The sequence below is a fragment of the Aeromicrobium stalagmiti genome (genome assembly GCF_013283745.1).
Taxonomy (GTDB): Bacteria; Actinomycetota; Actinomycetes; order Propionibacteriales; family Nocardioidaceae; genus Aeromicrobium; species Aeromicrobium stalagmiti.
In genome coordinates this window covers 1-15,691 of sequence record NZ_JABSTZ010000007.1, presented here as the reverse complement: position 1 = coordinate 15,691, position 15,691 = coordinate 1, and the positions used below count along the sequence as shown (strand labels likewise).

Genomic DNA, 15,691 nt, shown 5'->3' with positions numbered 1-15,691 from the left:
GGTCGTTCCGGGTGACATCTCGACCGTACACTAACAAATCGAAAGTACAAACTGTGAGTTAGCACTAACCGAGTGATAGCATGAGATGACAGGAGGTTCCGCCGTGGCCCACGACCCGATCCCGTTCGACGTCTTCAGCACGATGTGCCCGTCACGCGAGGTGCTCGAGCACGTCACGAGTCGCTGGGGCGTGCTGACGCTCGCGGTGCTCTCGACGGAGCCGGCGCGGTTCGGCGAGCTGCGGCGCAGCATCGACGGCATCAGCGAGAAGATGCTGTCCCAGACCCTCAAGGCCCTCGAGGCCGACGGCCTGGTCGACCGCCGTGTGCAGTCGACCCTTCCGCCCCACGTCGACTACGCGCTGACCCCGTCCGGTCAGCAGGTGGCCGAGGGAGTGCGAACGTTGATCGTCTCGCTCTACGGCGTGATGCCCGACGTCATGCGGGCCCGCGAGACCGCCTGACGAGAAGCAGGCCGGCGGACGGCGTCCGGCCTCGGACCATTCGCCCGTCGGAGGTGTCCCCGGCCGTCACCAGGAGGAGCACCGCCGTCTTCCGTTGCGCGCCCCATGACGTCCGGCGGGGCCCCGGGGTCTCGCGGTCGGACGGGTTCTCGACTATCTTCCTAGTAGGAATAACCCGAGGAGTCACGATGCCGAACCCCGACCTGACCCGTGCCGCCGCCGCGATGGCCGACCTGCTCGCCGGCGTGCGTGACGACCAGCTCGGCGGTCCGACACCATGCCCGGCGCTGACGGTCGGTGATCTCGTCGCCCACGTCCACGGGCTCACCCAGGCATTCGCCGCCGCAGCTGCCAAGGACCTCGGTCCGCTCACGTCCACGCCGCCGAGCGACGGTGTGGCGCTGCTCCCTGACGACTGGCGGGAGACGGCACCCGGGCACCTCGACGGGCTGGCGACGGCCTGGCGCGATCCGGTGGCGTGGACCGGCATGACCGCGGCCGGCGGCGTGGACCTGCCCGGTGAGGTCGCCGGCCTCGTCGCCGCCGACGAGATCGTCGTCCACGGCTGGGACCTGGCCCAGGCGACCGGGCAGGACTTCGACCCCGGCGAGGAGGCGCTCGCAGCAGCGCACGCATTCCTGGTCGAGAGCCGCAAGGGTCCGGTTCCGGCTGAGCTGTTCGGTCCGGAGGTCTCGGTGCCGTCCGACGCCCCGCTGTTTGACCGGGTCGTCGGCCTGGCGGGCCGCGATCCGGGCTGGACCCCGTAGGACCGGGTCAGAGCAGGCCTGCCGCCTCGGCAGCTGCGCGGTAGGCAGCGGCGAGGGTGTCGACGGTCTCGTGGGCGTTCAGGCCGCTGGGGTTGGGAACGACCCACACCTCGGCGCCGGCGATCGTCCGCTCCTGCCGCCCCGCCGACGCCTTCCGCTCGGCGAAGGCGATGCGGTACGACGTGATGCCCGCGACGGCGACCACGCGGGGCCGGTGATCGGCCACGAACGACTCGAGGCGCTCGCGTCCTTCGACCAGCTCGGCGTCGTCGAGCTCGTCGGCCCGCGCGGAGGCCCGGGCCACGATGTTGGTGATGCCGACGCCGCGGGCGAGCAGCTCCGGGGCGGCCTGCTCAGGCGTCAGGGCGTCGGCGGGCAGGAGCCCGGCGAGGCGCAGCGCGGGATAGAACCGGTTGCCCGGGCGAGCAAAGTGCATCCCGGTGGCGGCGCTGACCAGACCCGGGTTGATGCCGACGAACAGCAGGCGCAGGTCGTCGGGGACGAGGTCGGGGATCGTCCGGCCGGCGAAGGTCTCGAGCTCGTCGCGTCTCACGGCGTCCAGCGTAGGCGGACCCCCTCGGGAGGTGGATCCGCAACCTCACCACCATGCGGGAGGTGGATCCTCAACGTCATCGGGTGAGATGAGGGTGAGGATCCACCGGCACATCGCTGAAGGTGCCCTCAGAGGTGGAGGATCCACCTCCCAGGGAGGAGGTCAGGCGTAGGTGACGCCCGTCGCGTGCAGCGGGCAGTAGCCGAAGGGGTTCTTGACCAGGTACTGCTGGTGGTAGTCCTCGGCGTAGAAGTACCTCTCCAGCGGCAGGATCGACGTGGTGATCTCGCCGTAGCCGGCGGCCGTCATGCGCTTCTGGTACTGCTCCCGCGAGGCCTCGGCCTCGGCCTGCTGCTCGGGCGTCGTGGTGAGGATGACCGAGCGGTACTGCGTGCCGCGGTCGTTGCCCTGGCGCATGCCCTGCGTCGGGTCGTGGTTCTCCCAGAACGTCTTGAGCAGATCGGCGAAGCTGAGCTTGGCCGGGTCCCAGATGACACGCACGACCTCGGCGTGACCCGTCCGACCCGAGCAGACCTCCTCGTAGGTCGGATGGGCTGTCTGACCACCCGCGTAGCCGACCGAGGTCGACCAGACGCCCGGGACCTCCCAGAACGTCTTCTCCTCGCCCCAGAAGCAGCCGAGGCCGAACACGGCGGCCTCGTAGCCCTCGGGGACCTGGGTCTCGACGGGGGTGCCCAGCACCAGGTGCGTGCCCCCGACCTGGAACTGACGGCCCTCGCGGCCAGGCAGGGCCGTCTCGGGCGTGGGGAGCTCTGACTTGTTGCGACCGAACATCATGGATCCACCTCTCAAGGCAAGCGTAGGTATCTCAGGCACGTTCGAGGATGCGAGCGATCTCGGTGAACCCGAGTCGGCGTGCATGCTGCAGTGGAGTGATCCCGTTGCGGTCGGCGATCGACACGTCTGCACCGTGCCTGACAAGGGACTCAACAATCTGCTGCCACGGTTCTGTTCCCTGCCCGAGGATGACCGCCTCGAGCAGCGCGGTCCAGCCGAGGTCGTTGACGTGGTCGACCGCGATGTCGGTGGTGTCGAGGACGTACGCGACGTAGTCGGCGTGCCCGCGCTCGCTCGCCGGGATGTGGGAGATGCCGCCGAACCGGTTGCGGATCGTGAGATCGGGATCGGCCTCGAGCACGACCTTGGCCATGGCAACGCTGCCGGTCACCCCCGTGACGAGCCACGGCGTGTCGTGCCGGTCGTCGAGGGCGTCGGGGTCGGCACCGGCGTCGACGAGCACGCGCGCCGCCTCCACCCGGTCACGGGTGACGGCGAGCAGCAGGGGAGTGCGGTCGCGGGAGTCGCGGCTCTCGAGCTCGGCCCCGGCAGCGAGCAGCAGCTCGACCTTGTCGGCGTTGCCGGTGCTCGCGGCCGACAACAGCTGCTGCGACAGCCGTGAGGCGGACAGGTCGGCGTACGGGTTGGTGGGCGTTGTCGCGACGGGGGACGGTGTCGTCGCGGCGGACGGAGTGGATCCGGCTGGGCTGGCACCATCCCCGGACGAGCACGCGGCGAGCACGGCCACGGCGGCCAGCGGGACCAGGAGACGCATCGACTTCACAGTGACTACAACTCCTCGGGAGGGCTGCAGGTTCCTCGCCGGATAGTGTGACGCGGGAGGAGCGTGAGCGTGTGAGCGAGAGATATCAGGTCCCGCCGGGGGTGGAGATCGCCACCCAGTGGGCGTGGCGCATCATCGTCATCGCGACGGCGGGGTTCGCCGGGGTGTGGCTCCTGCGCTACTTCTCCGAGATCACCGTGCCGGTCGCGATCGCCGTCCTCGGCACGGCGCTGACGATCGACGCGGTCGACTGGCTGCAGTCCAAGGGCCTGCCGCGCCTGGCCTCGACGTTCGTCGTCGTGATCTTCATGCTCGTCGCGTTCTTCGGGATGCTCGCCCTCGTGGGGCAGCAGCTCGCGACCCAGGTCACCGACCTGCGCTCCAACGTGGTGCAGGGCATCACGCAGGTGCAGGACTGGGCCAAGACGGGGCCGCTCAACCTGACCGACGCGCAGATCCAGGACTGGATCGACACCGCCAAGGAGACGATCTCCTCGAGCGACACCTCGATCATCACCCGGGTCAGCGAGGTCGGCACCACGCTGACGCACGTGCTCGCCGGATTCTTCATCGCCCTGTTCTCGGCGTTCTTCTTCCTCTACGAGGGCGACCGCATCTGGTCGTGGGTCGTCGCGCTGTTCCCGCGCGCTGCCCGCTCCCGGGTCGACTCGTCGGGCCACACCGCGTGGGCGTCGCTGACGGCGTTCGTCCGCGCGACGGTGCTGGTGGCCTTCACCGACGCGGTGGGCATCGCCCTGGGGGCGTGGCTGCTGGGTGTTCCGCTGTCGTTCGCGATCGGCGTGCTGGTCTTCCTCGGCGCGTTCATCCCCATCATCGGTGCACTGCTGTCGGGCATGGTCGCCGTGCTCGTGGCGCTGGTGGCCCAGGGGCCGTGGACGGCGCTGTTCATGCTGATCGTGGTGATCGCCATCCAGCAGATCGAGTCGCACGTGCTGCAGCCGTTCCTCATGGGCCGGCTCGTGCGCGTCCACCCGCTGGCGATCATCTTCGCGATCGCGGCGGGCGTGACAGTCGCCGGCATCGTCGGCGCGCTCATCGCGGTGCCCCTTGCGGCCTGCCTCAACGGCGTGGTCCGGCACCTGGTGTCGACCGCTCAGGCCTACCAGGACGACCCGGAGCCCGACGTGCCGCTCGAGCTGGAGCCTGAGCCAGAGCCGTCGTGACCGACGTCCACGCCTTCTGCGCAGCACTGCCGGGGGCCGTGCTGACCTTCCCGTTCGGCGAGGACACCGCGGTCTACAAGGTCGGGGGCAAGATCTTCGCCCTGACCGGGGCGGACGAGCCGACCAGCATCAACCTCAAGGCCGAGCCGCCCGACGTGACCGGACTGGTCGAGACCTATGACGCGATCGAGCGGGGGTTCCACATGAGCAAGAAACACTGGGTCACCGTGCAGCTCGACGACAGCCTGCCGCCTGGCCTGCTGGAGGAGCTGATCGAGGACTCGTACGACCTGATCGTCGACAAGCTGCCCGCGCGGGACCGGCCCTAGAGCTCGGTCGCCTCGGCCGGCACCGGCGTGCTGCGACCGCGTAGCGGGATCTCCTTGATGAACAGCGAGATCGTGAAGGCGATGGCCACGACCGGCAGGGCTGTCACGAAGACGTCGTGCAGGGAGCTGCTGAACGCGTCGATGACGGTCGAACGGATCGGCTCCGGCAGGCTCTGGATGGCCGACGTGTCGTTGGTGTTGACCTGCCCTCCGGCTCCGGAGCCGAGGTTCTCGCCGAGATGATGCGCGAGCCGCGTGTTGAGGACGGCCCCGAAGACCGACGCGCCGAAGGCGCCGCCGAGCGAGCGGAAGAACGTCACCGTGCTGGTCGCGATGCCCATGTGGCGGACGTCGACCGAGTTCTGCACGATGACGGTCAGCAGCTGCATCGTCAGGCCGAGGCCGAACCCGAAGACGTACATGTAGACGCCGACCTGCCAGTAGGCGCTCTGGGCGTCGAGCGTCGAGAGCAGCAGCAGGGCGCCGAAGACGATGACCACGCTGACGGTGGGCAGGGGCCGGTAGTGGCCCGAGCGCGAGACCCAGCTGCCCGACGGGATCGACGACGAGAAGAGTCCGACGACCATCGGCAGCATGCCGAGGCCGGACTTCGTCGGCGACATGCCCATGACGATCTGCAGGTAGAGCGGCACGAAGATGATCGCGCCGAACAGGGCGACGCCGATGACGACGGCGAGAGCATTGGTCGTGGCGAAGATCGAGTTGCGGAACAGGTCCATCGGGATGATCGGCTCGGTCGCGCGCAGCTCGATGGCGATGAACAGGGCGGTCGTCGCGACGGCGCCACCGAGCAGGCCGAGCGGGCCGGCGGAGAGCCAGCCGTGGTCGGGCCCGGCCCACGAGACGTAGAGCAGGAACGACGACACGGCTGCGACGAGCACGCCCGCGCCCCACCAGTCGATCGTGTGCTCGCGACGGACGTGCGGGAGCTTGAGCGCGTAGGACGTGACGACGAGCGCGACGCCGCCGATCGGGACGTTGAGCCAGAAGATCCACTCCCAGCCGGGGCCGTCGGCCAGCCATCCGCCGAGCACGGGGCCGAGGACGCTGGACGTCCCGAAGACCGCGCCCATGTAGCCCATGTACTTGCCGCGCTCACGAGGTGGGATGACGTCGCCGAGCGTGGCGAGCGCCAGGGCGATGAGGCCGCCTCCGCCGATCCCCTGGAGGGCTCGGAACGCGATGAGCTCCTCGATGTTGCGCGAGAAGCCGCACAGCAGCGAGCCGATCAGGAACGTCACGATCGCGGCCTGGAAGATGATGCGCCGCCCGTAGAGGTCGGAGATCTTTCCCCACAGCGGGGTCGCCGCAGTCGAGCTGACGAGGTAGGCCGTCACGACCCAGCTGAGCTTGTCGAGCCCCTGCAGGTCGGAGGTGATGCGGGGGAGCGCGGTGCCCACGATGCTCTGGTCGAGCGACGCCAGGAACATGCCGGTCATGAGCCCACCGAGGATCACCATGATCTGCCGGTGGGAGAACTCCGTCACGCGAGGTCTCCGAGCGTCGCGGTGAGACGGGCGAGGTCGTGGCGAAGACGGTCTCGATCGGCGTCGTCCCAGTCGGTGAGGGCGGCGGTGATGATCGCGCGGCGCTGGTCGAACGTGTGGCGCAGGCTCGCGCGCCCGCTGTCGGAGATCGCGATGATGCGCGCGCGGCCGTCGTCGGGGTCGGGCTCGCGGTCGAGGAAGCCCCGCTCACCCAGCTGGTGGACGTGCCGGCTGACCGTGGACGCGTCGAGCTTCATGGCCTCGGCGATGTCTCCCAGGCGCATGGCGCCCTGGCACTTCAGGGTGTAGAGCAGGGCGGCCTGGGACGGCTCCACCACGTCGCCCTCGATGCGCGAGCGGAAGCGGCGGCCGATCGCCATGACGAGCTGCACGACGGCATCCTCCGTCGTGGCGGCGTCGACGACCGGTGCATTTTGTTGCATGACGCAAGCATATATCAGGTTGCGGTGTGCAACCAGATGTCAGGGTGTGACGTCGCCCGTCCGGCTCGCGTGGCGCTGCCGGATGAGGGCATGGACCTCCTCGTCGAGACCCGCGACGGGTCCCTCGACGATCACGTGCGGGGCGACCTGCTGGATGGGGATGGCAGCGACCGGGAAGTCGGTGATCCCGAGATCGGTCATCCAGCCGCCGAGCTGCGCCGACGAGCTGGCGTACACGATCCGGCCGAGACCCACCCAGCCGTGCGCCGACGCGCACATCGAGCAGTGCTCACCCGAGGTGTAGACCGTCGCGGCCGCGCGCTGATCGGCGTCGAGGTGGCGCGCTGCCCACCGGGCGAGCTCGAACTCGGGGTGGCAGGTGCTGTCGCCGAGCGAGATCTCGCGGTTGCGGTCCTCGGCCAGCACCGCGCCGTCGCCACCGACCAGGACCGAGCCGAACGGCTCGTCGTCGGTCTCCATCGCCTCGGCGGCCAGCTCCAGGCAGCGGCGCAGGTGGCGCAGGTCGTCGTCGGTGACCATGAAGGGCCTCTCGGGCAGTCGGGTGAGAGGTCGAGAGTACCTTCGGGCCCGGTCAGCGACTACGTTGAGGACGTGGACCTGAATGACGTGAGGGCGGCCCGCGAGCTGCTCGAGGGCGTGACCGAGACGACGCCCATGGCGCACTCGCGGTGGCTGAGCTCCCGCACCGGCCAGGACGTCTTCCTCAAGGCCGAGAACCTCCAGCGCACCGGGTCGTTCAAGATCCGCGGGGCGTACGTCCGCATCGCCCGGCTCAGTGCGCAGGAGCGGGCGCGCGGCGTGGTCGCGGCGAGCGCCGGCAACCATGCCCAGGGAGTCGCCCTGGCGGCGTCGCTGCTCGGCATCAGGTCGACGATCTTCATGCCGGTGGGAGCCGCGCTGCCCAAGGTCGCGGCGACCGAGAGCTATGGCGCCGACATCCGGTTCCACGGCAGCGGCGTCACCGAGGCGCTCGTGCCCGCGCGGGAGTTCGCGGAGCGGACCGGTGCGGTGCTGATCCACCCCTTCGACCACGAGGACATCATCGCCGGTCAGGGCACGCTCGGTCTCGAGGTGCTGGAGCAGTGCCCCGACGTCAGGACGATCCTCGTCCCGCTCGGCGGTGGCGGTCTCGCGGCCGGCGTCGCGCTCCTGCGCAGCGAGCGGCCCGACCTGCGGATCATCGGCGTGCAGGCCGAGGACGCCGCGGCCTATCCGGCCTCGATCGCCGCCGGCCACCCGGTTGCGACCGCCATGGGCGTCACGATGGCCGACGGCATCTCGGTCGCCCAGCCCGGCGACATCCCGTTCGAGATCCTCGCGTCACTGCTCGACGAGGTCCGCACGGTCAGCGAGGAGTCGCTGAGCCGCGCACTGCTGTCGCTCCTCGAGCGGGCCAAGCTGCTGGTCGAGCCCGCCGGGGCTGCTGCGGTCGCCGCGGTCCTCGAGCGCCCCGACGACTTCGAGGGGCCCGTCGTGGCTGTCCTGTCGGGCGGCAACATCGACGCCCTCGTGCTGCTCGACGTGATCCGTCACGGCCTGGCCGCCGCCGGGCGCTTCCTCAACTTCCGGGTGCGCATCGGCGACCGCCCGGGCGAGCTCATGCGGCTGCTCAGCGACCTCGCCCACATGCAGGTCAACGTGCTCAACGTCAACCACGACCGCGCGTCCGAGTCGCTGCGCGTCCGTCAGGTCGACGTCGACATCCAGGTCGCCACGCGAGGAGCGCAGCACCGGGCCGAGGTCGGCACCCGCCTGACCGAGCTCGGCTACGAGCTGGTCTGACGGGTCAGGACGGACGGGTCAGGACGGGCGGATCGGAACGGTTGGTCAGAACGGCTTGGCGGCGACGATCTCGACCGACAGGCTCTTGCCGTTGGGGGTCTCGTAGGAGACCGTGTCGCCGACCTTCTTGCCCAGCAGGGCGGCGCCGAGCGGCGAGGTGGGGGAGTAGACGTCGAGCTCGACGCTGGAGTCCATGCTCAGCAGCTCGCGGGAGCCGAGCAGGAACTGCTCGGTGTCGGAGTCGCCGGCGAAGCGGATCGTGACGATCATGCCGGCGTCGAGGGTGCCGTCGTCGGCTGCCTTCTCACCGACCTCGGCACGGCGCAGCATGCTCTCGAGCTGGTCGATGCGGGCCTTGGTCTTGCCCTGCTCCTCGCGGGCGGCGTGGTAGCCGCCGTTCTCCTTGAGGTCACCTTCGTCGCGCGCGGCGGCGATCTTGGACGTGATGTCGGCCCAGACGTCGCCCTTGAGGTGCTCGAGCTCCTGCTGCAGACGGTCGTACGCCTCCTGGGTCACCCAGATGGTGTCGGTCTCTGTCGGCTGAGTCATGCGAGTGCTCCTTTACGTGCTGCACCCCGGGCCAACGCCCGGGGTGAACGTCGAGGTTAGCACTCAATCAGCGGGCACACACGTTCTCAGGACACCATTGACGGCCCGGCTCTGGGTCTCGATGTCGATCTCGACGCGGACCTTTTCACGCGGGGATGCCGGGATGTCGACGGTCTTCTCGCCGACGATCGAGTGGTCCTCGGACTGTGCGTAGACGGTGCACTGCACGGCCAGCGGGTCGGGACGGATGACGTCGAGCTTGACGGCGACCAGGTTGTCGTCGAGCACCTCGTAGCCCCAGAGGCGACCCGTCACGGGATCCTTCTGGAAGCCGACCCACGCGGCGAAGGCGACGCCGAGGGTGATGCCCACGGCTGCGACGGCGGGCCAGAACCAGCGGGGGCGCTTGCTGGTCCCGTAACGGGAGCTGAGGTCGGTCACGCCACCCATTGTCTCAGGTGCTCCGAAATCCCAGGAACACCCACCGGCCCGACGGTGTTGCTGCAGGTGCGAGGATTTGTGAACGCCTTCGAAGGAGAACCGTGGCCGAGAAGCTCCGCCTGATGCACGTGCACGCCCACCCCGACGACGAGTCGAGCAAGGGGGCTGCGTCGACCGCCAAGTACGTCGCCGAGGGAGTCGACGTCCACGTCGCGACCTGCACCGGCGGCGAGCGCGGCTCGATCCTCAACCCGCAGTTCAAGCACCCGGCGATCGAGGAGAACCCCGAGCTCATCACCGAGATCCGCCGCGAGGAGATGGACCGCGCCCGCGAGATCCTCGGCATCCGGCAGGACTGGTTGGGCTTCGTCGACTCCGGCTGGCCCGAGGGCGACCCCAAGCCGCCGCTGCCCGAGGGATGCTTCGGCCTGGTCCCGGTCGAGGAGGCCGCCGAGCCGCTCGTGCGCCTCATCCGCTCGTTCAAGCCGCACGTCCTGACGACGTACGACGAGAACGGCGGCTACCCGCACCCCGACCACATCATGTGCCACCTGATCAGCGTCCACGCCTACGAGGCCGCCGCCGATCCCACGCAGTACCCCGACGCCGGTGAGCCCTGGCAGGTCTCCAAGCTCTACTACCACCTGGGCTGGAGCTGGAAGAGGATGGAGGCGATCGCCGAGGCGTGCGAGCGCCACGGTCTGGAGAACCCCTACGCCGAGCGGTTCGAGAAGTGGGAGCGCAAGCCTGAGGACGAGGCCCGGCTGACGACGCAGGTCGAGTGCGCGGAGTACTTCCCGGTCCGTGACGCCGCGCTGCTGGCGCACGCCACGCAGATCGACCCCGATGGCTGGTTCTTCGCGATTCCCCACGAGGTGCAGGCCGAGGCCTGGCCCACGGAGGACTACCAGCTCGTCGACTCCAAGGTCGAGAGCACCCTCCCCGAGACGGATCTGTTCGCCGGACTGCGCTGAGAGCGTGAACGTCACCGTCGTCCTGGCCTTCGTGGCCAACGCCCTCGTGGCGCTGGCCAAGTCGGCGGCGGCGGTGCTCACCGGCTCGGCCTCGATGGTCGCCGAGGCGGCGCACTCGTGGGCCGACACAGGCAACGAGGTGTTCCTGCTCGTGGCCGACCGGCGCTCCAAGCGGCGTCCCGACCAGACCCATCCGCTCGGCTATGGCCGCGAGGCCTACGTGTGGTCGATGTTCGCGGCGGTCGGGCTGTTCGTCGCCGGTGCCGTCGTCTCGATCACCCACGGCGTGCAGCAGCTCACCGCCGAGGAGGCGGCCGAGAACTACACGATCGCCTACGTCGTGCTGGGCGTGGCGTTCGTGCTCGAGGGCATCTCGTTCCTGCAGGCCTTCCGGCAGGTGCGTGGCCAGGCCCGCCGTGTCGACCACACGGTGCTGCAGCACGCGCTCGACACCTCCGACCCGACGCTGCGCGCGGTGTTCGCCGAGGACTCCGCGGCGCTGGTCGGCATCCTCATCGCGGCCACCGGCATCGGCCTGCACCAGGCGACCGGCTCACCGGTCTACGACGCGATCGGCTCGATCCTCGTCGGCGTGCTGCTGGCGGTGGTGGCGTTCGTGCTGATCGACCGCAACCGGCGCTTCCTGGTCGGCATGGAGGTCGCCCAGCCGATCCGCGACTACGTCATGGATCGGCTCGCGGCGATGGACGGGGTGTCGAGCGTCGGCTACCTGCACGTCGAGTTCGTCGGGCCGCACCGGGTCTACATCGTCGCGAGCATCGACCTGGTGGGCGACGAGGTCGAGTCGAGCGTCGCCGATCGCCTGCGCGCGCTGGAGCACCGGCTCGAGGAGGATGACGCTGTCGTCGAGGCCGTCCTGACGGTGTCGCGGCCGGGATCGCCGCCCGACGCCGAGCTCGACTAGAGGTCGTACGACAGCGTGATCTCGTAGCCGTCGTCGCTGTGCCCGGCGAGGTTGATCGTCGCCTCGCCGCGCAGGCCCTCGAGGCCGCCGGTGCCCAGGCCCTCGACGACGTGGAGCGTCGCCCGCACGGCCTCGGCGTCGTGCTCGCCGACGTGCTGCAGGACCAGCGAGCCGTCGTGCCCGTCGATCGACCCGGTGAACTGCTCGAAGCCGGTCACCGGAGCGACGCCCGGACGGTACGAGATGAGGTAGGCGAGGACGCTCGAGCCCTCGATGGCGCCCGAGTAGGCGTAGCGGACGTCCGCGCGGGAGAAGCCCCGCGTCGGGTAGGTCACGCCGTTGATCTCCCGGCCGTCACCGTCGATGTCGACGACGACCTTCTCGTCCCATCCGGCGACCGTGAACCTGGCGGTGGTGGTGTGTGCGCGTGTCATGCTCCGCACGCTACGAGCCGGGGCTGGCCCCGGTCTTGGACAAACGCGACACTGGTGCCATGACCGATCCGCGCGGCCGGGGTGACGCCGCGATCCTGCGTCCGGGTGCTGCCGCGGAGCACATCGAGGTCACGCGGGTCGCCCCGTCGGCCCGGTGGCAGCCGTTCGTGGAGTACTACTGGATCGTCCGGTGGGAGTGCCCGGAGCCGTTCGCCCAGCAGGTCATCCCGCAGCCGTGCGTGCACGTGACCGCCGAGCGGTGGGAGGGGACGCCTCGCCTGCTGGTCAACGGCATCACGCGCGAGCCGTTCGTCCGGACCCTCGAGGGATCCGGGCACGTGATCGGTGCGACGTTCCGGCCAGCCAGCTTCCGGGCCGTGCTGGGTGCCGACCTGGGCCTGGTGGCCGGACGGGTCGTGCCGATCGGCGACGTCGTGGGTCCTGACGACGCGGCGACCGCCGCCGACCTGCTGCGTGCGGACGCGACGGACGACGAGATGGTGGCGGGCCTCGAGGCGCACCTCGACTCGATCGGCGCGAGCCCCGACCCGCTGGCCGACGAGATCAACGCGTGGGTGCGCGCGGCGGAGGTCGACCGGTCCATCACCCGCGCCGACGAGCTCGCCGACCGGGCCGGGGTGGGGCTGCGGACTTTGCAGCGCCAGCTCACCGCCTACCTCGGCATCGGCCCCAAGTGGGTCGTCCAACGGTTCCGCCTGCTCGATGCGGCCGCGGCGGCGCACGCGGGGGAGCGGACGGACTGGGCCGCGCTGGCGGTCGAGCTGGGCTTCACCGACCAGCCGCACCTGATCCGGGCCTTCACGGCGGTGGTCGGGACGCCTCCAGCCGCGTACCAGCGAGGCGGCGCGTAGACTGGGGGCATGCGCACGTATGCCTTTTTGGCCGATATCGCCGCCAGCACGACGCGCGACAAGCCGCTCGACCCCAACGACGTCAAGCCGGGCTGGGTCGCCCTGGGCATCGTGGTCCTGCTGATCATCGCCACGTTCTTCCTGTGCCGCTCGTTCCTCGCTCACGCCCGCAAGGCGCAGAAGCCGTGGGAGGGCGAGGACGCCGATCCGGGCGTCCGCCGCACCACCCCGCACGACCGCAGGTAGGTCGGGGCGGGGCGCCTAGGCTGGCCCCATGCCGAACCGACTCGCCGACGCGACGTCCCCCTACCTGCAGCAGCACGCCGACAACCCCGTCGACTGGTGGGAGTGGAGCCCCGAGGCGCTCGAGGTCGCCCGGACGCTGGACCGGCCGATCCTGCTCAGCGTCGGCTACGCGGCCTGCCACTGGTGCCACGTCATGGCGCACGAGTCCTTCGAGGACGCGGCGACCGCGGCGTACATGAACGACCACTTCGTCAACATCAAGGTCGACCGCGAGGAACGCCCCGACATCGACGCGGTCTACATGCGCGCCACGCAGGCGATGACCGGCCACGGCGGCTGGCCGATGACCTGCATCCTCACGCCCCAGGGTGAGCCCTTCTTCGCCGGCACCTACTTCCCGCCGGAGCCGCGCCAGGGCACCCCGGCCTTCACGCAGGTGCTGCAGGCGCTCGCCGAGGCGTGGACCGACCGTCGCGACGAGGTCCTCACGGTCAGCAAGGACGTCATGGCGCACCTGCAGTCAACGATCGACCCGGTGGGCGGGGCGCTCGGTGCCGACGAGCTCGACGCCGCCGTCACCGAGCTCGCGCGGTCGTACGACCAGGAGGCCGGCGGCTTCGGCACCAGCCCCAAGTTCCCGCCGTCGATGGTGCTGGAGTTCCTGCTGCGCCACGCGGCCCGGACCGGGTCGCAGCAGTCGCTCGACCTGGTCGCCGGCACGTGCGAGGCGATGGCGCGCGGCGGCATGTACGACCAGCTGACCGGCGGCTTCGCGCGCTACAGCGTCGACCGCTTCTGGCGGGTGCCGCACTTTGAGAAGATGCTCTACGACAACGCGTTGCTGATGCGGGTCTACCTGCACTGGTGGCGCCAGACCGGGTCGCCACTGGCCGAGCGGGTCGTCCGCGAGACCGGTCGGTTCCTGCTCGACGAGCTGCGCACCCCGGAGGGCGGTTTCGCCTCGGCCCTCGACGCCGACAGCGACGGGCACGAGGGCACGTTCTACGTCTTCAACCCCAACCAGCTGATGCGGACGCTCGGCGCGTCCGACGGCGCCTGGGCGGCCCAGCTGCTCTCGGTGACGGGGCCCGGGACGTTCGAGCGAGGCTTCTCGACGCTGCAGCTGCTGCAGGACCCCGACGACGACGCTCGCTGGCAGGGCGTCCGCGAGCGCCTCGTCACCGCCCGCGCCGAGCGCACCCGTCCGGCGCGTGACGACAAGGTCGTGGCGTCGTGGAACGGCCTGGCCGTCTCGGCGCTCGCCGAGGCCGGGGTGCTGCTCGACGAGCCCGACTTCACCGCCGCAGCGGTCGCCGCGGCCGAGCTGCTCAGCGACGTGCACCTGGCCGGCGGGTTCCGGCGCACCTCCCGCGACGGCGTGGCCGGTGCCAACGCGGCCGTGCTCGAGGACCACGGCTCGGTCGCCGAGGGCTTCCTGTCGGTGCTCGGGGTCACCGGTGACGCCGTGTGGCTCGACCGGGCGAGGCTGCTGCTCGACCGGGTCGTCGACCACTTCGCCGACCCCGCAGGCGGCTTCTTCGACACTGCCGACGACGCGGAGGCCCTGGTCGTCCGCCCCCAGGACGCGTCCGACAACGCCTATCCGTCGGGGACGTCGTCGGCCGTGCACGCGCTGATCGCCTTCGCCGCGATCACCGGCGAGCACCGTTATCGCGCCGCTGCCGAGTCGGGCATCGCCGCGGCCGCCTCGATCGCCGCCCAGGTGCCGCGGTTCGCGGGCTGGACGCTCGCCGCCGCCGAGGCGCTCCTCGCCGGTCCGCTCGAGATCGCGGTTGTCGGCGACGCCGCGGAGCGGGGCGAGCTCCACCGGGCCGCGCTGCACCTCGCGTCTCCGGGCGCCGTCGTGGTCGCGGGTGACGTCGGCCTGGCGGTGCCGCTGTTCGAGCAGCGGGGACTGGTCGACGGCCGGGCCGCGGCGTACGTCTGCCGCGGGTTCGTCTGCCAGCGCCCCGTCACGACCGTGGAGGAGCTGTCGGCCGCCGTCAGTGCGTGAGGACGACCTTGACGGCCACGATCGCGAGGGCCACCGCGGCCAGGCCGATCGAGGCGACCCACGTGTGGAACGTGACCGGCATGCCGCGCAGCCGGCCGACGATGAAGCCGGTCAGGGCGAGTCGCACGACGACCCACGTCTCGGCGATCCGCAGGCACACCGTCGGCGAGAACCACTCGAGCGCGCCGGCGAGCATCAGCAAGGCCGGGACGGCCGCGGCCGACATGATCGGCAGGCTGTCGCGCAGCACGACGCCGAACGAGGAGGCGTGCCCTCGGGCCGCTCCGCCGAGGCTCTCGGCATACGCGTGCGCGACGAACGTCGACAGGGCCGTGCCGACGACGATCGCCAGGCCCGCGCCGTTCTCGACCTCGTCGGTGTGCAGCACCACGAGCGCCGCGAGGGTCAGGATGTTGCCGTAGACGTAGGCCGAGATGCGGTCGGCGACCTCGTCGGGGGAGACCTCGGGGTGGGGCACCGGCCTAGGGCACGTCTCCTTATTGGCGTAGCCAGATGGTGATGGCGCGGAGGACAGCTCCGCCTCGGTAGGTCAGGGCGAGTTTGTCGTAGCGGGTCGCGAGTCCGCGCCATTGCTTGAAGACGT

At 70.4% G+C, this 15,691-nt stretch carries 20 protein-coding genes; 10 read left to right on the top strand and 10 right to left on the bottom strand.

Going from position 1 to position 15,691, the window contains the following annotated elements; genetic code table 11:
* Window positions 1-103: 103 nt before the first annotated feature.
* The gene (locus HQK15_RS17830) at window positions 104-463 is read left to right on the top strand and encodes a winged helix-turn-helix transcriptional regulator (protein WP_367649245.1); all 360 of its coding nucleotides are present in this window, start codon (window positions 104-106) and stop codon (window positions 461-463) included.
* A 188-nt stretch (window positions 464-651) separates the two neighbouring features.
* The gene (locus HQK15_RS17825; protein ID WP_173492861.1) at window positions 652-1,230 is read left to right on the top strand and encodes a TIGR03086 family metal-binding protein; all 579 of its coding nucleotides are present in this window, start codon (window positions 652-654) and stop codon (window positions 1,228-1,230) included.
* A gap of 7 nt (window positions 1,231-1,237) precedes the next feature.
* Here the strand turns inward: HQK15_RS17825 and HQK15_RS17820 are convergent, their stop codons facing one another.
* The 3 genes from HQK15_RS17820 to HQK15_RS17810 all read right to left on the bottom strand — a co-directional run bounded on the left by HQK15_RS17820 (window position 1,238) and on the right by HQK15_RS17810 (window position 3,356).
* Window positions 1,238-1,783: a mismatch-specific DNA-glycosylase gene (locus tag HQK15_RS17820; protein WP_173492860.1), complete on the bottom strand. Its 546-nt coding sequence runs from the start codon at window positions 1,781-1,783 to the stop codon at window positions 1,238-1,240.
* Window positions 1,784-1,945: 162 nt separating this feature from the next.
* Window positions 1,946-2,581, bottom strand: coding sequence for a peptide-methionine (S)-S-oxide reductase MsrA (gene msrA, locus HQK15_RS17815; protein ID WP_173492859.1), 636 nt, complete (start codon window positions 2,579-2,581; stop codon window positions 1,946-1,948).
* A 31-nt stretch (window positions 2,582-2,612) separates the two neighbouring features.
* On the bottom strand, window positions 2,613-3,356 hold the full coding sequence (locus HQK15_RS17810) for an ankyrin repeat domain-containing protein (RefSeq protein ID WP_173492858.1): 744 nt from the start codon (window positions 3,354-3,356) through the stop codon (window positions 2,613-2,615).
* 80 nt (window positions 3,357-3,436) lie between these two features.
* Here HQK15_RS17810 and HQK15_RS17805 point away from each other — a divergent pair, with 80 nt between their 5' ends.
* Both HQK15_RS17805 and HQK15_RS17800 read left to right on the top strand, forming a co-directional pair.
* Window positions 3,437-4,549 (top strand): AI-2E family transporter, encoded by a 1,113-nt coding sequence (locus HQK15_RS17805; protein ID WP_173492857.1) that lies wholly within the window; start codon window positions 3,437-3,439, stop codon window positions 4,547-4,549.
* The gene (locus HQK15_RS17800; protein ID WP_173492856.1) at window positions 4,546-4,878 is read left to right on the top strand and encodes an MmcQ/YjbR family DNA-binding protein; all 333 of its coding nucleotides are present in this window, start codon (window positions 4,546-4,548) and stop codon (window positions 4,876-4,878) included. Before HQK15_RS17805 ends, HQK15_RS17800 begins: the two co-directional genes overlap by 4 nt.
* Here the strand turns inward: HQK15_RS17800 and HQK15_RS17795 are convergent.
* Genes HQK15_RS17795 through HQK15_RS18340 form a run of 3 tightly spaced genes read right to left on the bottom strand, consistent with a single transcriptional unit; the run spans window position 4,875 to window position 7,369 of the window.
* Window positions 4,875-6,386 carry an MDR family MFS transporter gene (locus HQK15_RS17795; protein WP_367649244.1) on the bottom strand — a complete coding sequence of 504 codons (1,512 nt, stop codon included), beginning with the start codon at window positions 6,384-6,386 and terminating at the stop codon, window positions 4,875-4,877. The genes HQK15_RS17800 and HQK15_RS17795 overlap by 4 nt on opposite strands.
* On the bottom strand, window positions 6,383-6,829 hold the full coding sequence (locus HQK15_RS17790) for a MarR family winged helix-turn-helix transcriptional regulator (RefSeq protein WP_173492855.1): 447 nt from the start codon (window positions 6,827-6,829) through the stop codon (window positions 6,383-6,385). The genes HQK15_RS17795 and HQK15_RS17790 overlap by 4 nt, the downstream gene beginning before the upstream one ends.
* Window positions 6,830-6,868: 39 nt before the next feature.
* Window positions 6,869-7,369, bottom strand: a complete 501-nt coding sequence (locus HQK15_RS18340) for a nucleoside deaminase (RefSeq protein ID WP_217361836.1) — start codon at window positions 7,367-7,369, stop codon at window positions 6,869-6,871.
* A 72-nt stretch (window positions 7,370-7,441) separates the two neighbouring features.
* Between HQK15_RS18340 and ilvA the strand changes: the two genes are divergently transcribed.
* Window positions 7,442-8,632 carry a threonine ammonia-lyase gene (gene ilvA, locus HQK15_RS17785; protein WP_367649243.1) on the top strand — a complete coding sequence of 397 codons (1,191 nt, stop codon included), beginning with the start codon at window positions 7,442-7,444 and terminating at the stop codon, window positions 8,630-8,632.
* Between the two features lie 45 nt (window positions 8,633-8,677).
* Here ilvA and greA read toward each other — a convergent pair whose 3' ends face one another.
* The gene (greA, locus tag HQK15_RS17780) at window positions 8,678-9,181 is read right to left on the bottom strand and encodes a transcription elongation factor GreA (RefSeq protein WP_173492853.1); all 504 of its coding nucleotides are present in this window, start codon (window positions 9,179-9,181) and stop codon (window positions 8,678-8,680) included.
* 63 nt (window positions 9,182-9,244) lie between these two features.
* The gene (locus tag HQK15_RS17775) at window positions 9,245-9,622 is read right to left on the bottom strand and encodes a DUF4307 domain-containing protein (protein ID WP_173492852.1); all 378 of its coding nucleotides are present in this window, start codon (window positions 9,620-9,622) and stop codon (window positions 9,245-9,247) included.
* A gap of 101 nt (window positions 9,623-9,723) precedes the next feature.
* On the opposite strand from HQK15_RS17775, the gene mca reads away from it, so the two are divergent.
* Both mca and HQK15_RS17770 read left to right on the top strand, forming a co-directional pair.
* Window positions 9,724-10,596 (top strand): mycothiol conjugate amidase Mca, encoded by an 873-nt coding sequence (mca, locus tag HQK15_RS18335; protein ID WP_367649242.1) that lies wholly within the window; start codon window positions 9,724-9,726, stop codon window positions 10,594-10,596.
* A gap of 4 nt (window positions 10,597-10,600) precedes the next feature.
* Window positions 10,601-11,521: a cation diffusion facilitator family transporter gene (locus tag HQK15_RS17770; protein WP_367649241.1), complete on the top strand. Its 921-nt coding sequence runs from the start codon at window positions 10,601-10,603 to the stop codon at window positions 11,519-11,521.
* Here HQK15_RS17770 and HQK15_RS17765 read toward each other — a convergent pair.
* Complete coding sequence (locus tag HQK15_RS17765) at window positions 11,518-11,955, bottom strand: DUF3224 domain-containing protein (protein ID WP_173492850.1); 438 nt, start codon at window positions 11,953-11,955, stop codon at window positions 11,518-11,520. The two genes, HQK15_RS17770 and HQK15_RS17765, sit on opposite strands and share 4 nt — an antisense overlap.
* A gap of 59 nt (window positions 11,956-12,014) precedes the next feature.
* Here HQK15_RS17765 and HQK15_RS17760 point away from each other — a divergent pair, with 59 nt between their 5' ends.
* Genes HQK15_RS17760 through HQK15_RS17750 form a run of 3 tightly spaced genes read left to right on the top strand, consistent with a single transcriptional unit; the run spans window position 12,015 to window position 15,087 of the window.
* A complete protein-coding gene (locus tag HQK15_RS17760; protein WP_173492849.1) occupies window positions 12,015-12,827 on the top strand; it encodes a helix-turn-helix domain-containing protein in 813 nt (270 codons plus the stop codon).
* A 9-nt stretch (window positions 12,828-12,836) separates the two neighbouring features.
* Window positions 12,837-13,073: a hypothetical protein gene (locus tag HQK15_RS17755; protein WP_173492848.1), complete on the top strand. Its 237-nt coding sequence runs from the start codon at window positions 12,837-12,839 to the stop codon at window positions 13,071-13,073.
* Window positions 13,074-13,101: 28 nt separating this feature from the next.
* Window positions 13,102-15,087 (top strand): thioredoxin domain-containing protein, encoded by a 1,986-nt coding sequence (locus HQK15_RS17750; RefSeq protein ID WP_173492847.1) that lies wholly within the window; start codon window positions 13,102-13,104, stop codon window positions 15,085-15,087.
* Here the strand turns inward: HQK15_RS17750 and HQK15_RS17745 are convergent.
* Complete coding sequence (locus tag HQK15_RS17745; RefSeq protein WP_173492846.1) at window positions 15,077-15,565, bottom strand: hypothetical protein; 489 nt, start codon at window positions 15,563-15,565, stop codon at window positions 15,077-15,079. The genes HQK15_RS17750 and HQK15_RS17745 overlap by 11 nt on opposite strands.
* Between the last annotated feature and the right edge of the window lie 126 nt (window positions 15,566-15,691).

Bases quoted from the DNA above. Each gene is read 5' to 3' on its own strand.
- HQK15_RS17825 (WP_173492861.1), top strand. From the start codon at position 652: ATGCCGAACCCCGACCTGACCCGTGCCGCCGCCGCGATGGCCGACCTG.
- msrA (WP_173492859.1), bottom strand. From the start codon at position 2,581: ATGATGTTCGGTCGCAACAAGTCAGAGCTCCCCACGCCCGAGACGGCC.
- HQK15_RS17810 (WP_173492858.1), bottom strand. From the start codon at position 3,356: ATGCGTCTCCTGGTCCCGCTGGCCGCCGTGGCCGTGCTCGCCGCGTGC.
- HQK15_RS17790 (WP_173492855.1), bottom strand. From the start codon at position 6,829: ATGCAACAAAATGCACCGGTCGTCGACGCCGCCACGACGGAGGATGCC.
- HQK15_RS18340 (WP_217361836.1), bottom strand. From the start codon at position 7,369: ATGGTCACCGACGACGACCTGCGCCACCTGCGCCGCTGCCTGGAGCTG.
- greA (WP_173492853.1), bottom strand. From the start codon at position 9,181: ATGACTCAGCCGACAGAGACCGACACCATCTGGGTGACCCAGGAGGCG.
- HQK15_RS17765 (WP_173492850.1), bottom strand. From the start codon at position 11,955: ATGACACGCGCACACACCACCACCGCCAGGTTCACGGTCGCCGGATGG.
- HQK15_RS17760 (WP_173492849.1), top strand. From the start codon at position 12,015: ATGACCGATCCGCGCGGCCGGGGTGACGCCGCGATCCTGCGTCCGGGT.
- HQK15_RS17755 (WP_173492848.1), top strand. From the start codon at position 12,837: ATGCGCACGTATGCCTTTTTGGCCGATATCGCCGCCAGCACGACGCGC.
- HQK15_RS17750 (WP_173492847.1), top strand. From the start codon at position 13,102: ATGCCGAACCGACTCGCCGACGCGACGTCCCCCTACCTGCAGCAGCAC.